Source organism: Pedobacter sp. HDW13 (assembly GCF_011303555.1).
In the GTDB taxonomy this organism is placed as follows: domain Bacteria; phylum Bacteroidota; class Bacteroidia; order Sphingobacteriales; family Sphingobacteriaceae; genus Pedobacter.
On the sequence record NZ_CP049868.1, the window covers coordinates 703,421 to 719,011 of the forward strand.

Genomic DNA, 15,591 nt, shown 5'->3' on the forward strand with positions numbered 1-15,591 from the left:
GCGACAAAAGTGGCGACAAAAGCAAATTATGAAACAGTCAAAACAATCCCAATTGATACACATTTGGGAAGATTATGAGTTCTATCTAAGCATTCCGAAAACATTTACTGGCTCTAATAAGCCCTATGTTTATTTCTATTATTTAGACTCCAAAACTAAGAAAAGGGAATGGATTAGGAAATAATTATCGAAAGAAGGCAAGATAAAGATCCGTTGCAATGTTGTGCTTTTTTATTATACTTGAATTCTAAGTTAACGCTAATGGAAATCACAGGTTACACAGTAGGCGAGGTTTTAGGTACTACCGCGGTTACAGGCACATTTATATATTTCATAATTAAAGGTTTTATCAATCCAAAAGCTGATTGGCTTACCATTTATACCATCACCTTTATTGCAATGTTTCTTCTATGGTATCTCAGCAGCCCAGTAGCTTTATACGATAATATATTATTTAATGCTTTTAATGCAATACTCTTTTTAAGCGGTATTGCCGGATGTGTAAAATACTATTGGCAGATGTGGAAGAGAAAAAAACAAGCGCAACCGTAAAACAAACTTCTTTTGTAATTGAATTTCGTCAATTCCACAGTTATTACAGAATACTATTTCCCTATACTCTTAATATTTGGAATTGCTGAACCCCATTAACTTCTATGAAGCTGACAAAAAACACGGCCTACCTGCTATCAAACTGCTATAGTACCATAGCATCTTAAATCCATTCCACTCACTAAAACTGTGGCGCAATACATAAAGTACTTAATCTTCGGGTTGTTTAGTCCTAAAAGCTCTACAAAGCCAGATAATAAAAGCAATTATAAAGATATAACCAAACGATCGTTCTAATATGTAACTGAAGCCTTGCTTTTCTTCCACTTGACGATTGATCGTTTCTTGTTTCAAATCAGTTTTCTTTCCGATAATCGAAAATGAATTGAAGAATAATTCTCGTTCTGCTTGGGTTTGGAGTTTATTTTTTGCAGACGTCATAAAATCTATGCTAATCACAATGCCATTGATAAATATCGCCCGCTTAAATTTTAAATCGGGAAGACTTGGGGTTGACCCCAAATAAACCATTTCTATACCCTCAAGCCCGTTTACGATAAATGTCCTTTTGCTGATTAATTTAGCCTTATCACCTTTCAATGTGCTTTCCTCTAAGCCTCTATAAAAATCCTTTAAATTTTCAGCTTTTAAGTAAAAGCCGTCTAATTTAGTCATGTCCTTCATAGCAACAAGGTATTCAGCATCATCATTAGAGTACCTGTAAGTTTTAACACCTAGAGTATCGAAGGTTATTGGAAGTGACGGAAAGTCAATGGTCGCGAATTTCGTTAAAGCAATTTTATGTGTGCTTTGTGCTTTAGTTAGAGTCGATGATATGATAATCAAAGCGACTAGATACAATTTATACATCTTTGGGAGCATTACAATCCAAATATGCAGATAATCATTGACATCCTAAAGCCATTCCTCTCTCCAAAACTGTGGCTTAAGCGGAGAAAGGAATGGTTTAGTCTTTAAATCAGTGATTTGGCAACAATCAGCTTTCTTTTAAGCTTCTGCTGTTACTTTTAGCCAGTAATTCTTAGCTCAGGGCACTGCAAATCCGATTAGGGAGATCGGTACTACGCCATGTCTAATGCCACTTAAAACACACGCCATTCACTACGTTTCTGTCATGGTTTTAATTTTGGCAAAGCGGATGGCTTCGTGAAAGCTCACTTACATTTATCTAGGATTTGCTTCGCTTGCATCCTGGATAAATCTAACCGCTTTCCTAGTTCAGCGTACCTGCGTGGTCACTCAGGCTTCAGCTTGTCATGATTATTGAGGACTTACCATACATGAATTTAAAATTCAATAATCTCGCCAAAGCATCGTGTTTTATTACATAAAACATATCGTTGCATCGTTCTGCGAACTTTACTGCAACGACCCTCGTTCCATACGCATGTCGGTACGCAAATTATCATTCCAAATCATTATGTTTACATATCTAATAATAAAACTCTCATAATGAAAATAGAATCAATACGCATTGAGAACTTTCGTTCTTTTAAAGACCAAACAATAACTCTAGATGATTATACATGTTTCGTCGGGCCTAATGGGGCTGGCAAATCAACTGTGTTTAATGCATTAAACATCTTCTTCAGGCAATCAAAAGATAGCAGGACGGATCTAAGCAAACTTGTGGATAGTGATTTTCATCATAAGAACACAAATAATGAAATCAAGATCACAGTTACCTTTACTGAACTTTCAGATCAAGCTAAAGCAGATTTAAGCAACTATGTTCGACATGACAAATTAATTGTATCCGCTGTCGCAGTATATGATCCACAAACGCAAAGGGCGGAGATAAAACAGTATGGCAATAGACTTGCCATGGAGGATTTTAAACCCTTCTTCGATGCTTTGAAAGCCGGGGCAAGCGTTTCAGATCTTCAAGCAATATACTTACAGTTAAAAGAAAAGTATGCTGATTTACCAAAGCCTGGAACAAAAACAGCAATGACCCAGAGTCTAAATGATTTTGAAAATGCTAATTCAAAGTTATGTGTCTTGATACCAAGTGAAGACCAATTTTATGGAATTACCAAAGGGAGTAACAAACTTGCTCCTTATATTCAATGGGTATTTGTTTCTGCATCCAAAGATGCCTCAGATGAAGGGGAAGAATCTAAGACCAGCGCATTAGGTCAACTGCTTGCAAGAACTGTAAGATCTAAAGTTAATTTCAATGAAAGGCTCACGGAAATGCGTTTAGCCGCCAAAGCACATTACCAGCAAATGCTAGAGAATGAGCAAGGGGCTCTTAATGAAATTTCAGCTTCATTACAGAAAAGACTTGCAGCTTGGTCACATCCAAATATTACAGCCAAGGTACTTTGGAAGGAAGATCAAGAGAAATCAATTAGAATTGACGAGCCATATGCTTTCATAAAAATTGGAGAACGTGGTTTCGAAGCAGAATTGGCTAGATTTGGTCATGGTCTGCAACGATCCTATATGCTTGCCTTATTACAAGAGTTGGCACTTATAGATGACACTTCAGCTCCTACCTTAATTATGGGAATTGAAGAACCAGAATTATATCAGCATCCACCGCAGGCAAGATATCTAGCCGAGACCTTAATTGAATTATCAGGAAAAGATTCACAGCTTCTAGTTTGTACGCACAATCCATTATTTATCCCCGGAGAGAACTTTGATAAGATTAGAATTGTTCGTGAAAATGGAAACCCTAGTTTCACAGTAATATCATCATTAGCTTATACTAAGCTTGCAGAGGAATTGGAAAGTGTTGGGGAAAAACTAAATAAAGAAATGGGGATGGTTGCAAAGCTATATCCGTCACTGAATCCAGTCATGAACGAGATGTTCTTTTGTAAAGTATTGGTATTAGTTGAAGGATATGAAGATATAGCATATCTAACAACCTACTTAATTCTTACTGGACGACTGAATGACTTTCGTAAATATGGATGCCATATTGTTCCTGTTGAAGGAAAAAATAATTTGATTAAACCTCTAACCATGGCAAAACTTCTTAGCATACCTGCATTCGTGATATTTGATGCTGACACTGACAAAGACCAAATTGAGGAAGAAGCGCGCAGAACCAATGAGGTTAGGCTACATAAAAAAGAAAACAAAACAATCTTAGCTATACAGGGTGTATATGATAACAATGAGTGGCCAGATGATCATTTGTTTATGCAAAATACAGTCTGTTGGAAAACAAATATAACCAACACCATAAGAGAGGAGATTGGGGATGACTGGAAGGAACACTGGAATCAAGCGTGTGCATTTTACGGTAATGCAGCTGGTCTTCATAAAAATCCACTAGCAGTTGCTAGGTGTTTAGAAAGTTCATGGATTAAGGGGCTTAAATCAAAATCTCTTGAAAGATTAGTTGACGTGGTTATAGAATTTGCAAAAAGAGGTAACGAATAATGTATCACAACTGATTTAAATTATATTCTCAACTAATGGACATTAGGTTGGGTTCGAACCAACAACCTCTTAAATCAGCTTTATTTAAGTGTTCTACCCGTTGAACTACTAATGCCATTGGCTGTCACTCTATAATATTCTAGGTAACCAGAGTGCCCGACCTTTAGAAGGATCCTCCTTTTCAACCAATTCAAAGGTAATCAATGTTTTGATTTGGCAAACACTTGAAGAGTTTATAGAGCTTGAAAGGAGAATATCCGGTGGAGATCCAAAACGATTGGAACGTTTACAGATAAAAGATCCTATAGAGGGAATTAATGCAGCTTATGAACAATTACAGTCATTAAAGGAAGGATGGAGGTTTTTGTTAAAAGGGTGATTGAATATTATAGAACTTGTAAATAGCATTATAAAGCGATTTTGATTCTTATATTTGTTTTATATCATAATTAATATGCTTCAATCAACAGAACTCAAAAACAAACTCGCTCATACAATCGCCGAATTCAAAAGTGCACAACCATTCACTCAAGAAGTGAAACAGCAAATTGATGATAAATTCAGATTAGAATTTAACTTCAATTCCAACCATCTTGAGGGCAATACATTAACCTACACAGAAACAGAACTATTACTTCGTTTTGACAGAACCGAAGGCAATCATGAATTTAGGGAATACGAAGAAATGCAAGCACATGATGTTGCATATCTTATGATTGAAACTGAAGCTCAAGACAAGGAACGCCCTTTAACAGAAAACTTAGTTAGAACACTAAATCAAACATTGTTGGTTAAGCCCTATTGGAAAGATGCCAGAACACAAGGTGGGGATTCTACCCGCAAACAGATTATCCCCGGAGAATATAAGTCAACTCCTAACTCGGTTATACTTACTAACGGAACAATTTTTCATTATACCGCACCCGCAGATGTACCTAATGAAATGAATAAGCTTATTACTTGGTATAATGATAATGAAGAACTTGAAGACCCGATAACCTTAGCAGCCACTTTACATTATAAGTTTGTTAGGATTCATCCATTCGATGATGGAAACGGGAGGACCGCACGCTTACTCATGAATTATGTTTTGCTTAGATCTGGTCTTCCGGTTGTGATCATTAAAGCTGAAGAAAAGAAAGATTATCTCTCAGCTCTAAATAAGGCAGATTCAGGCGATATCCAATATTTTGTCGATTACATCGCCAATCAGCTACTTTGGAGCATCAATATCCAATTAAAAGCATCAAGAGGAGAAACAATAGAGGAAGAGGATGATGTTGAGAAAGAGCTTTCTATCTTACGACGAAAACTTGCTTCTTTACCAGATGAGTTTGATCAGGAAAAGAGCAAGGCTACAATACTTGAAATGGTCAATAAAAGTATATTTCCGTTATTCGACAGTGCAAGTGAATTGGTTGATAGCATTTCTGATTTATTCGTGAGTACAAGCTTTTACTTATTTGCATATTATCCAGAATCAAGCGACAAGTTGGAGCCTCATACTGTCCAAAGAACGGCAAGCGAGGATTTCTTGAAGAAATTAATTGATACGCAACCTAAGCTTGCCAAATTTAGTTTCTGGTTTAGATTTAATGCGTTAAAGAAGGCAACTACATCAATTGACTTCAAACATGAAATTAACGTAACTCTAGAGAGATATCACTATAGAATAACATTAGAAGATACAAAGTTAGAGACAAGATTGCCTTATGGAAGAGTTATTTCAAACAGTGATATTAATATGCTAATTAAAGGCCTTAAGAAAGAAATAATACAGGAGGTTAAAAATGCCATTAACATTGATTAACTACAATAGAAATTGATTAAATCAAGTGCAAATTTAAGCTTCTAATCTCCTCACCCTTCGAGAAATTTGATATATATGTTACCTCAGCGATGATATATCGCTTTAAAATGAAAAGGCTAGGCTCCGTCTCACTAAATATGAGTATTTTACGGTTTACCGTATGGTAACTAACCTTTAACTATATACATTAGTAACAAATTAACCTTTCATAATGAAGAGAACTCCCTTAATATCGATAGCTGTACTATTAATGGTCGCGCTATTAACGTTTACATCCTGTAATCATAAAGAAAAACCCTTACATATCCTTACAACAAAGGTTGTTGGAATGGATGAAAAACAGATAAGAAAAGACACCACTACTACTGTCGAATCAGAATACTTTGAAGTCAAACTATCATCTGTTAGCAATGGGGAATTTTATGTTGCAGGCAAACAACTTCTAAAGCCTCAAATTGGCAAAGAATATAAGACGGAGTTCTTTAAAGTCATTGATGAACAAGGTAAAGAACTTGAATTTAAGACCCCTACTGATTTCCTAAACTTTATGAGCAAAGCAGGCTATGAATTAAAAGAACAGGAAAAGCAGAAGTTTGGTATTGATTACACTTTTAAGAAGAAGCCCTAATATATCTTTTAAACGTTAAATTAATCAGCGATGAATGCTTTATCGGGTTCAATATTCGGAGCAATCCTAGGCTTCATATCCTCTTTTGGATTTATGGCAATGAACATCAAGAAGAGCCAACGATCGCAGTTATTTCCAATAATAGCAGTAATTACTACAGTATTCGGAGCTGTTGGCGGTGGCCGTATTGGCTACAACCTCGATAAATCAGATAAGATCGCCAGAAGTTTGGGTTTAGATAACATAAAACACACTCACTATAAAGTTGGCCGACTTTGGGAATCCCAATCAACATGGAATGATGTTAAAGGGGCTCGCCATATGGTTACAACCTTAAAGCGCAACAATAATATAGTTTCCCTTTACAATGGTGGCGTAATATCCACACATGGCACTTCCGCATCATCAGTCAATATTACTAGATACCATAATGAGGCAAGGAACATTACATTTGCGAAGCTAAAGGAAAGGGTTGGAGATGGTTATATTAAATACTTAAGCAAGTGATATTGATGGCATCTGAACCGAATTTAACAAGTTTAAGAGTTTCTGTAAGATATAACTATAAAACCATAATTACATATATTAGAGATAACTTTATCCGAAGAGATAACAAGGGAAAAGCGATTAGGACAGATGAATTGCCCATATGTTACTTTTGTGGTTCAAACCATGGTTTAACCAAAGAACATATTATACCTCGTTGGGTATTTAACAAAGACAATGAGTTAAGCTTTGATATAACATTAAATGGTCATCTACAAACTTATAACAGATCAACAATAAGAGCATGTGCTAAGTGCAACTCGGAATTGTTAAACTCACTGGAAAAGCACATTCAGCTAATCTTAAAGTATTTCAAAGATAATGGCAGACTATTGATGAGGGATGATTCCTCAAATATAATTCGATGGCTAGAGATCATAGATTATAAGTTTCATATCATGAATATTACTATGAAATTCTTAAGCCCAATGAATGGTAAACATATTCCATATCTTGCTGATTTTCCTTTATCTATGTTACTTCAGAACAAAAACAGTTCTCCAAGTAAAGTTACTAATGAAATCAGAAAAACTTTGTTAAGACTAAGTATTAGAACAAAGGATAATCAAGTCAATTCATTAGTTGTATTTAAGACGAGTAATGACAATAACCACTTCTTTCACAACTTAAATGAATTTATCTTTCTGGAGATAGCACAATTCAGCATAGCTTTATTCTATTTTTATGAAAGATCTTTTCAAACGATAGAAGAGGCAAGAGATGAAGCAATGTTAATTATCAGGCGGCTATACTAGACATTATTAAATAATTATATTTGGCTATAACTAAATAACACCTCATGATTAAAAAGTATTTACTTGACGCTACTGCTACACTTCCTAATGGAGAATTAGTTGTCGGCCCCATAGTAACAGCTAATGACACAGAATACCTATTCGTAAATAAGTATAGTGATTTAGACTTCTATTTAACAATGCAAAAGAACCAGAATGGATGGTATCAAAGTGGAGGACCCAATATAATCCATCCTCAATCAATGGTGGACGAATTAGGTCTACAGATAGACAAATTTCTTATTGAGAATCCAGCTCTGAGTAAAACAAACCTTAAGGATAATAATGACTAAGCGACTACCTTCTGAGTTTGCTATAAACATGTATCTAGAGAAGATGATGATTCTACAGCAAACAGATCTTCATATGGTGGGCGATCTGAATTACTTTGACGAGCAAGATCCTTGTCATTTGTATTTTATTGGCAAGAGGCCTAGGGTTACAGTCGTACCTGATAAGTTTAAGCATGACGAGAGTTTGTTATATATAACGTTTAAGATTCAGAAGCAGAATTCATTTGAAGAGGTGGAATTGAAATTAGGCCATAAGTTTAAGGATAAAGAATTGACGATTGAAAGCAAATATCCATTCAATATATTCGACATCATGGTTGATGGTGTTCAGAATTATCACATCAAAGCTTCTACGTTGATCCAGAAGGCTAGTACTGGCATAGATACAGAATTCCTAGATTTCGATGTGTTATATGTCGGTCAATCCTATGGTGTGGATGGAGCAAGAACTGCGCCTGACAGATTAGTGAATCATTCTACTCTGCAGGGGATTTATGCAGAAGCAATGATAAACAATCCTGATTATGAAGTTTGGTTAGCCCTAGCTTCATTCAGGCAATTGAATTTGATGATGTTTGATGGACGAACTAAGTTCAGCAACGAAGAAAGAAAGGCCGATAAAAAGAGGTTTAAGAAAGTTTTCAATAAGATACAAAATGTTGGTCTTAATGAACAACAAGTCATCAATTTTACAGAGGCTGCTTTAATAAAGTATTTTCAACCACCCTATAATAAGATATATAAGGATTCATTCCCTAATCCAGCCCACAAGACATACGCTGAATGCTATGAATTAGATATTAACTCTGTTTGTATTGAGATGCAAACCGACGATCTTGTCAATTGCAGTTTCTTTTCCGACACAGTTAAAAGAGCCCCTTGGAACATGGAAAGTTTCTTTCTCCATTCTTCAGCTGATCGGAAAAGCATGTTCGACTTTATATAGAAATTAACCATTACTCAAATTCAGGCCTATAATCTCATCACACCTAAGGGAATCCGCCATAAACTTACAAAGCAAACACTATCCACTTAATGCATTGCTCTTTATGTAATGTCTAAAATTTAACTAACATGAAAAGTATATTCATCTTTCTAACTCTTGGTTTGTTATCAATTGCAGCTAGCGCTCAAAGCACATCGGAACCGCCTGTACAAAATATTTCACCAGACAGCACTGTCGTGTATCGACTCTTTTCCACTAGGAACATGTATACATTTATAAAACTGAACACTAGAAATGGCCAAATGTGGCAAGTTCAATGGGGCACAGAGAGCAAGTATAGATTTGAAAGTACACTTTCGGATGTCTCTCAGGTAAGTCCTGCCGAAGAGAAAAATGGCAGATTCTTCCTCTATCCTACTACGAACACATATAACTTTATTTTGCTTGACCAAGTAAATGGTAAGTCGTGGCAAGTACAGTGGGGAAAAGAAGGAGAAAAAATGGTTCTTCGTATAAATTAGAGTGTTTTACAGATCATGCGAGATGGTACACATAATTATTAATCATTACACAAATTTAAGCTTGTAATCTCAACACGCCTAAAGGAACTACGGCATAAACGCTCCAATGGCCACCACACAACCAATTTATTCCGTTCCTCCTTTGCTTAGTTGCGATTAAAGCTTGCCATCGTACCATAATTAATAAATCATATGGTACAAGAACAAACCTCATTTAGAGTGACTGAAGTTGAAGTAAGCTACAGATCAAACTACAACATTACGGAACGACCAAAAATTAACAGTTCAAAGGATGCTTACCAAATATTGATGCAACATTGGCAATTAGGCAGAATCGAGCTGTTAGAGGAATTTAAGGTGATTTTACTGAATACCAGTAACCGCGTATTAGGAATAGTCGATATTTCGGTTGGTGGAGTGGCTGGAACGTTGGCTGATCCTAAAATCATCTTTGCGATTGCGTTAAAGACGAATAGCAGCAAATTAATACTGGCTCACAACCATCCGAGTGGAGGATTGATACCAAGTGAAGCTGATAAACGGTTAACTCAGAAATTGAAAGAAGGAGGAAAGCTACTTGATATTGAGGTCTCTGACCATTTGATTATTACAAATCATGGCTATTACAGTTTTGCTGATGATAACGAGATTTAACTAACTTAGCGACAAATAACAAATTATTAACTCCGCTACGCTTGTCGATAAGCGTGTTCCAAGTTCTTTAAACGAATATATACTGAATCATTTTGAGCCACAAATTGGCGACAAAACAGCCGACAAAATGAGCTAAAAGAGGCGATTTTAGGGCAAAATCAGTGGAAATTAGAAGCAGAAATACGCTTGAACCAAATCTTAAAACGGTTCAAAAACAGCGCACAACATCCCAAAAGGTGCGGCCATCCGCATTAAATTTCTCCCAGCTGTATTTAAAGGGTTCTGATTTCACTAACCAATGATTCATTATTTTCTATTTTTAAAGGGCTTAAACGGTACCGATAAGCAGTTTGTGTATTGTTATTGTTTAAACTTCAAAACTAAGAAAAGGGAATGGAATAGGAAGAATGAGTAAAATATAAAAAGATTTAGATGATGATTTAATTAAGCGGCTAAGCCAGAAACCTAAAGGCAAGCATTAATTTAGTTCTCCAACGCCTCATTTCGGCCTGTAAACCGATGGGATGCTTTTTCTAGCCTACCGGATCTTCATCCCGATGGTTTTACTTTCATTTTTTGTTATTTAAGTAGACTCACTTATTTTTTTAATCAATAGTGCCCATAGATATTGTACCATCTTGTCAGATTCGGCAGTTATAACCATGACCCGCCCTGCGGCTGTACAAGCAGCCTCTTATATTTTCAACAGTAGTATGCATTTTTATTTCTTCTCTAACATGAAGTCCGCCATTGCAACGCCTAGTTTAATCGGCTTGTGAGGATATTGCTATCTCACCCTACGGTTCTGCAAAAAACCTCTTAATATCTTACTCAACAATCATCTGGATGCCTGCCATTTCTGCCTTATAGTTGATTTTGTCCTTAAGGCTATAATAGCTCCAGTTCTGCAACAGGTAATGATCTTCTTTCGCTATTTCCTCTTTTTCCTGCTGGTTAATCAGTAATAATGTTGCCGCCCGGTGTTTCACACAGAAATCGATCAGCATCCGGCTGTAGACATGTAGTTTATACTCCACATACCGTTTTTCCATATTGCGGTAATCTTCAACGCTTTTCATTTTCCGCTTCCTGCCATGGCCGCCACGGTTAAAAGTTACGGCTTTTTTGCCCCTGTTTACCGCCGACTGTATTGCTAGCCTCCTATATAGGAATTCTTCCCTGTTTCCAATTGCATGCTCGTGCCTACCGATCTTAACCGTTACCGGGTGCTCTATTGAAAGTGAGGCTTCGGCAATGATCATGGGATCAAGTACATGTTGTTCTTTTTCGATCGCTATAGCAGCTAGCAAAAATACCTTACCCTTATCGAGCTGAATGTGGCTGGCGCGGAGTTTCAATGTACCGCCCAAGATCCTTTCCAGCATGATCTTTTTGTCCGACCTGTCTTTTCCAAGATAAGTTCTAAAGGGAATCTGAAAAAGCCTGAAGGTAAAATTCCTGTGGTCAGAAGTTTTGGCCAGTTTGGAAATTACCTCTGCCCCAAAAGGCAGTGGGATATTGCGTTTGTAGTTCCTCAATGACTTTTCTCCTTTCCAATAAGCATCCTTCTCTTTGTTGAAAGAGGATATTAAAGTATTGTTGAGGTTACTTAGGATATTGGTAGGAATCTGCCCCTTGAAATGATTGGAAAGCAGTTTGTAGGTAGTATTCTGGCGTGAGGAATTCAGTATCCCGTTCGCTTCCTTTTTCTCATCGGCTATTTTCAGCTTGATCTCCTCGGTCAGGTAAAAGAAATCCTTTACCTGTTCCTGCACAAAATGGTGGCTCATGATCATATTGGCAGCACGGAAACAAATGCGTTGCCAGTCGTATAGCTGATCCTTCGCAGCTCTGATCACTTCTTTATCGTCCGAGTCAATCAGTAGCTGGATTTTACGGGTGACAATCATCGTTTCTTTTTCCATGGCATTAATTTTTTATCCTTTTTACTTTGGTATAGGCTAGCACAAAAGCTCTTTTGATATGCTCCTGGCTTAAATTCAATGCTCTGGCGATCTCTTCAAAACTGTACTGGAGTTCATACCGCATGTGCAGAATACGGGATTGTTCCTCACAGAGATCGCCCTCAAATTTGAATTTCTTGGCTTTTCCGGTAGACTCAAGTTTTTGTGAGCTGGTCAGAATTGATTTTAATGTTTCCAGTGTTTTTTCCACGGTTCGGGCCACCTGATAATCCGAAATGCCACCAATATGCCAGGCAATGCGTTCATAGTTGAAATTATATTTAAGGCATAGCTGAATAAACAGCTGCTGGTTTTCGTTAAGGTTAGGCATGACCGCCTCGACTTGCCGCCATTTTAGCTTTAAGCGTTCATCCAATTCTTCCTGATATATTACATCTTCGGGATCCGGTTCAGTCTCCGGATCGTAGCCTCCGATGAACTCCTGATAGTTTTCGATCTCGTCGAGTTTGAGCATATTCCGTTGAAAATTGTGGCTGGAGATCTTATAGTAAGCTTTGCAGGCCTTTAGGGTGGTGCTATGGAGAAAGCTTTTAAGGTGGTTCGGACAGGTTATACTATTTCTGATGAGCCAAAGACGAAGAAAAGCTTCGCTAACGATACAGTCCGCGTTAACGTCATCTTTGATGTACCTTCTCCTTTGATAAAATAACGAAGGATAGAGCTGATTATAAAAGTATTCAAGGCCTCTTTCATCACCACTGCTGAATTTGTTGAAATAAAAACTCTTCTCGTTTATGTTATATGTGGTTTCTGCTCTCATAAATCAGTGTTTATGTTCTGATTCAAATTATTATTAAGATAATGGGGGCGAAATAAAGCAAAAACCAGCCCTTCCGCGTTAATATCTGCGGATATGGTAAACCATATTTGTTATTAGAAAAAAGATACTTACCTTGGGATTGCGAAAAACCATTGTGCTGCACCTTTGCCTAATTAGCAATAAAGGGCTGGTAACAAGCTAAATTAACCTGCTGGGCTTTGTGCGCTCTCTTCACACTAGCCTCTGCTTTTTTGGGCTATATTTTAACTTGGAATTCTGGCACGTATTACGATGGAGAACAAATAACGTTCTTTAATAATAGTTGTAGGGAATAATTACGAATCACTTCCTGGAGGTGAATGATTTTGATGGCGCTTAATTTTTTCGTTTTCATAACCGGTTAATTTTTATGTAAAACGATGTAAACTCTACAAAGCAGAAGGCAAACCAGATTGGTATCAACCAATAGGGCGAAACTCAATGCTTTTGAAAGAGGTACCGTCAAGAACCACTTAAGCCAAGGCTTAAGTTCCACAAAAGACTGACATGAGTTGCGCCCTATTGAATATGATATCACGAAGATAACAAAACTCAATAGATACGGCGAACTCACGATCGGCTCATGTGGAAAGTTTGACGGTTTTCTTTCATGAGAGACATCGTAAAAAGCAAGATATAATCCTTACTCTATTTGTCGCTATTAAACTAATTATTAAACAAATATAAATATTACTTGACTATTATGCAAGTTTTTATCAAGATAAAATGTCTAAGAAAATAAATGATATAGCAAAAGCCATTAAGGATTCGCCTCTTCAAGTTGCTGCGTTGGCATTATATCTAGATGTTGATGATACAACAATAAGCAAATGGAATTCAAATATTGCCCAGCCTAGTTTAAAACGACTAAACGAAGTTGGTGAAATTTTAGAAATTGATAATAAAGAGCTACTTATTTCACAGCCAAGAAAACAAACAGGGCTTGCTGGAGCGCTACAAGTCGAATATAAAAGATTATTATCTATTGGATTGACCAAAAAAATAATAATAAAGGAGGATAATGGCGGCCATAAAGAGGTTAATAATCCGGAAATGGTAAAAAAACTGAGGGAGTTTGCTTCTAAATATGAAAATAATGCTAAACCATAAGCAATTTTATTTCATCATATACCAATTGCAAGAAGGATAGATAATCAACAAGCTCATATTAAAAATTAACCGTAACTAATTTAAGCTGTAACTTTTCATGACTAAGCCAATAATATTTGGAGAGATAAAAGGTATCGCAGAAGGCTATCAATTTGAAGATAGAAGAATTATGATGAAGGATAGTTTCCATAGAAACTGGGCCGGAGGAATAGATGGGACAGGGATAACAGGCATTGCAGCAATAGTACTTTCAGGGGGCTACGCAGATGACAAGGATCTTGGTGATACAATCATTTATACCGGTGCTGGCGGTAACGAAGGTGACAGTAAAAAGCAAACTAAAGACCAAGACTGGAATAACCGAGGCAACGCTGGGCTATTGAAAAAGCATGGAGGAAGGATTACCCGTGAGAGTAATTAGGGGTGCAAACACAAAAGCCCATTTTCTCCAAAACAAGGCTTAGAGATGATTTCAATATCGCTTATATGAATTTCTATAAAAACTTTCATTCCGAACTCGGCCATTATTTCAGGTACCTGTATAACCTACTCCAGTTTACGTTAAAAACCAGAAAACCGACTAATGACCATTTGAATTACATTAACCTCATACAGGCGCAGTTATCCAATAACGAATTGGCCCTGATCTATTACAACGTACTGAGTGATAAAGGACTAAACAGAAACAAAACCTTCAATTCCCATAATCTATTGGATGAATATAATTTCTTCGAAAAAACTAAGCTAAATCTGTCTCCCCTAAAACGTTTCAAACCCCATCTCATAGATCTAAACACCATATTTGATGCTATTTAATCCCGGGGCCTGTACTCTGATCTAAACTTAAAAAATGTAATACCAGTAACTATTGGAGAAAGCCGGATATACAGTTTGGAATGAGATTCGTTACACAATTCATAAAGCTCTAATTACAGTCCCGTTTAATGATATTTGCGGTCTTAATGGTTTCTGTATTAAAATTTTCATTGCGAAACCGGTTCATTTTTGCAATGGCAATATATTTATCCGCATCTTCGCAGTTGCCGATTTTATAACTATAGATCGCTAAATTAAAGCTCAATACATAATACTCAAACTGATCTTGTTTTGATCTTTCAAAACCTTTCTTTAAGATTGCCATAGCCTCGGGATATCTTTTAACTTCCCCGAGTATAGTTCCATAACTGGCATAGGCCTGTAAATAATTGCTATCTAATTGAATTACCTTTTTGAAATGAACGATAGATTCGTCCGTTTTTCCCATGTGACCTTCAATATTGGCCAGCGCATTTAAGACATTAGGATTATTAGGTTCTACTGAATCCGCTTTTAAATAGCAATCCAATGCATTCCCGAAGTCCTGGTTACGTGCGTTGCTGTCACCAAGCCTTGCCAACCTTTTGACCGTTAGCGACTTCATTCCCTTGTATTCATTTCCGATGATCACCCTTTCGTTCTCCTCCTGGCCAGATTGGCCACAGGCGCTTAGGATTGTACAAACCAAGATAATCAAATAGCATTTGAGCCTCATTT

Annotated in this window: 17 protein-coding genes, 1 tRNA gene and 1 pseudogene; 13 read left to right on the forward strand and 6 right to left on the reverse strand. The window is 36.8% G+C overall.

Annotation, left to right across the window (positions count from 1 at the left end):
• Positions 1-261 precede the first annotated feature (261 nt).
• Positions 262-552, forward strand: a complete 291-nt coding sequence (locus G7074_RS02895; protein WP_166206807.1) for a hypothetical protein — start codon at positions 262-264, stop codon at positions 550-552.
• 210 nt (positions 553-762) lie between these two features.
• Here G7074_RS02895 and G7074_RS02900 read toward each other — a convergent pair whose 3' ends face one another.
• On the reverse strand, positions 763-1,422 hold the full coding sequence (locus tag G7074_RS02900) for a hypothetical protein (RefSeq protein WP_166206810.1): 660 nt from the start codon (positions 1,420-1,422) through the stop codon (positions 763-765).
• 603 nt (positions 1,423-2,025) lie between these two features.
• On the opposite strand from G7074_RS02900, the gene G7074_RS02905 reads away from it, so the two are divergent.
• Positions 2,026-3,972: an ATP-dependent endonuclease gene (locus G7074_RS02905; RefSeq protein WP_166206813.1), complete on the forward strand. Its 1,947-nt coding sequence runs from the start codon at positions 2,026-2,028 to the stop codon at positions 3,970-3,972.
• A 38-nt stretch (positions 3,973-4,010) separates the two neighbouring features.
• Here the strand turns inward: G7074_RS02905 and G7074_RS02910 are convergent.
• Positions 4,011-4,087: transfer RNA gene (locus G7074_RS02910), tRNA-OTHER, on the reverse strand.
• Positions 4,088-4,426: 339 nt separating this feature from the next.
• Here G7074_RS02910 and G7074_RS02915 point away from each other — a divergent pair.
• The 8 genes from G7074_RS02915 (at position 4,427) to G7074_RS02950 (ending at position 10,164) form a co-directional block, all read left to right on the forward strand.
• Positions 4,427-5,782, forward strand: coding sequence for a Fic family protein (locus G7074_RS02915; protein WP_166206815.1), 1,356 nt, complete (start codon positions 4,427-4,429; stop codon positions 5,780-5,782).
• Between the two features lie 211 nt (positions 5,783-5,993).
• A complete protein-coding gene (locus G7074_RS02920; protein WP_166206818.1) occupies positions 5,994-6,410 on the forward strand; it encodes a hypothetical protein in 417 nt (138 codons plus the stop codon).
• Positions 6,411-6,440: 30 nt separating this feature from the next.
• On the forward strand, positions 6,441-6,917 hold the full coding sequence (locus tag G7074_RS02925) for a hypothetical protein (RefSeq protein WP_166206822.1): 477 nt from the start codon (positions 6,441-6,443) through the stop codon (positions 6,915-6,917).
• Between the two features lie 5 nt (positions 6,918-6,922).
• On the forward strand, positions 6,923-7,711 hold the full coding sequence (locus tag G7074_RS02930) for a hypothetical protein (RefSeq protein ID WP_166206825.1): 789 nt from the start codon (positions 6,923-6,925) through the stop codon (positions 7,709-7,711).
• Between the two features lie 44 nt (positions 7,712-7,755).
• Positions 7,756-8,043, forward strand: a complete 288-nt coding sequence (locus G7074_RS02935) for a hypothetical protein (RefSeq protein ID WP_166206828.1) — start codon at positions 7,756-7,758, stop codon at positions 8,041-8,043.
• Positions 8,036-8,989: a hypothetical protein gene (locus G7074_RS02940; protein ID WP_166206831.1), complete on the forward strand. Its 954-nt coding sequence runs from the start codon at positions 8,036-8,038 to the stop codon at positions 8,987-8,989. Before G7074_RS02935 ends, G7074_RS02940 begins: the two co-directional genes overlap by 8 nt.
• A 128-nt stretch (positions 8,990-9,117) precedes the next feature.
• A complete protein-coding gene (locus tag G7074_RS02945; RefSeq protein ID WP_166206834.1) occupies positions 9,118-9,510 on the forward strand; it encodes a hypothetical protein in 393 nt (130 codons plus the stop codon).
• 192 nt (positions 9,511-9,702) lie between these two features.
• Entirely contained in the window at positions 9,703-10,164 is a 462-nt protein-coding gene (locus G7074_RS02950) for a RadC family protein (RefSeq protein WP_166206837.1), read from the forward strand.
• Between the two features lie 217 nt (positions 10,165-10,381).
• Here G7074_RS02950 and G7074_RS02955 read toward each other — a convergent pair.
• The 3 genes and pseudogenes from G7074_RS02955 to G7074_RS02965 all read right to left on the reverse strand — a co-directional run.
• Positions 10,382-10,471: pseudogene (locus tag G7074_RS02955) on the reverse strand (EVE domain-containing protein); the annotation flags it as partial.
• Between the two features lie 520 nt (positions 10,472-10,991).
• Positions 10,992-12,089, reverse strand: a complete 1,098-nt coding sequence (locus G7074_RS02960) for a hypothetical protein (protein ID WP_166206840.1) — start codon at positions 12,087-12,089, stop codon at positions 10,992-10,994.
• A 4-nt stretch (positions 12,090-12,093) separates the two neighbouring features.
• On the reverse strand, positions 12,094-12,909 hold the full coding sequence (locus G7074_RS02965; protein WP_166206843.1) for a sigma-70 family RNA polymerase sigma factor: 816 nt from the start codon (positions 12,907-12,909) through the stop codon (positions 12,094-12,096).
• Positions 12,910-13,674: 765 nt separating this feature from the next.
• On the opposite strand from G7074_RS02965, the gene G7074_RS02970 reads away from it, so the two are divergent.
• From G7074_RS02970 to G7074_RS02980, 3 genes are all read left to right on the forward strand, one after another.
• Complete coding sequence (locus tag G7074_RS02970; RefSeq protein WP_166206846.1) at positions 13,675-14,058, forward strand: hypothetical protein; 384 nt, start codon at positions 13,675-13,677, stop codon at positions 14,056-14,058.
• Positions 14,059-14,155: 97 nt separating this feature from the next.
• Entirely contained in the window at positions 14,156-14,479 is a 324-nt protein-coding gene (locus G7074_RS02975) for a YDG/SRA domain-containing protein (protein WP_166206849.1), read from the forward strand.
• 65 nt (positions 14,480-14,544) lie between these two features.
• Positions 14,545-14,874: a putative phage abortive infection protein gene (locus tag G7074_RS02980; RefSeq protein WP_166206852.1), complete on the forward strand. Its 330-nt coding sequence runs from the start codon at positions 14,545-14,547 to the stop codon at positions 14,872-14,874.
• Positions 14,875-14,983: 109 nt separating this feature from the next.
• Here the strand turns inward: G7074_RS02980 and G7074_RS02985 are convergent, their stop codons facing one another.
• Positions 14,984-15,589: a M48 family metallopeptidase gene (locus tag G7074_RS02985; RefSeq protein ID WP_166206855.1), complete on the reverse strand. Its 606-nt coding sequence runs from the start codon at positions 15,587-15,589 to the stop codon at positions 14,984-14,986.
• Between the last annotated feature and the right edge of the window lie 2 nt (positions 15,590-15,591).

Coding starts and splice junctions, on each gene's coding strand:
- G7074_RS02895 (WP_166206807.1), top strand. CDS start 262: ATGGAAATCACAGGTTACACAGTAGGCGAGGTTTTAGGTACTACCGCG.
- G7074_RS02900 (WP_166206810.1), bottom strand. CDS start 1,422: ATGTATAAATTGTATCTAGTCGCTTTGATTATCATATCATCGACTCTA.
- G7074_RS02905 (WP_166206813.1), top strand. CDS start 2,026: ATGAAAATAGAATCAATACGCATTGAGAACTTTCGTTCTTTTAAAGAC.
- G7074_RS02915 (WP_166206815.1), top strand. CDS start 4,427: ATGCTTCAATCAACAGAACTCAAAAACAAACTCGCTCATACAATCGCC.
- G7074_RS02920 (WP_166206818.1), top strand. CDS start 5,994: ATGAAGAGAACTCCCTTAATATCGATAGCTGTACTATTAATGGTCGCG.
- G7074_RS02925 (WP_166206822.1), top strand. CDS start 6,441: ATGAATGCTTTATCGGGTTCAATATTCGGAGCAATCCTAGGCTTCATA.
- G7074_RS02930 (WP_166206825.1), top strand. CDS start 6,923: ATGGCATCTGAACCGAATTTAACAAGTTTAAGAGTTTCTGTAAGATAT.
- G7074_RS02935 (WP_166206828.1), top strand. CDS start 7,756: ATGATTAAAAAGTATTTACTTGACGCTACTGCTACACTTCCTAATGGA.
- G7074_RS02940 (WP_166206831.1), top strand. CDS start 8,036: ATGACTAAGCGACTACCTTCTGAGTTTGCTATAAACATGTATCTAGAG.
- G7074_RS02945 (WP_166206834.1), top strand. CDS start 9,118: ATGAAAAGTATATTCATCTTTCTAACTCTTGGTTTGTTATCAATTGCA.
- G7074_RS02950 (WP_166206837.1), top strand. CDS start 9,703: ATGGTACAAGAACAAACCTCATTTAGAGTGACTGAAGTTGAAGTAAGC.
- G7074_RS02960 (WP_166206840.1), bottom strand. CDS start 12,089: ATGGAAAAAGAAACGATGATTGTCACCCGTAAAATCCAGCTACTGATT.
- G7074_RS02965 (WP_166206843.1), bottom strand. CDS start 12,909: ATGAGAGCAGAAACCACATATAACATAAACGAGAAGAGTTTTTATTTC.
- G7074_RS02970 (WP_166206846.1), top strand. CDS start 13,675: ATGTCTAAGAAAATAAATGATATAGCAAAAGCCATTAAGGATTCGCCT.
- G7074_RS02975 (WP_166206849.1), top strand. CDS start 14,156: ATGACTAAGCCAATAATATTTGGAGAGATAAAAGGTATCGCAGAAGGC.
- G7074_RS02980 (WP_166206852.1), top strand. CDS start 14,545: ATGAATTTCTATAAAAACTTTCATTCCGAACTCGGCCATTATTTCAGG.
- G7074_RS02985 (WP_166206855.1), bottom strand. CDS start 15,589: ATGAGGCTCAAATGCTATTTGATTATCTTGGTTTGTACAATCCTAAGC.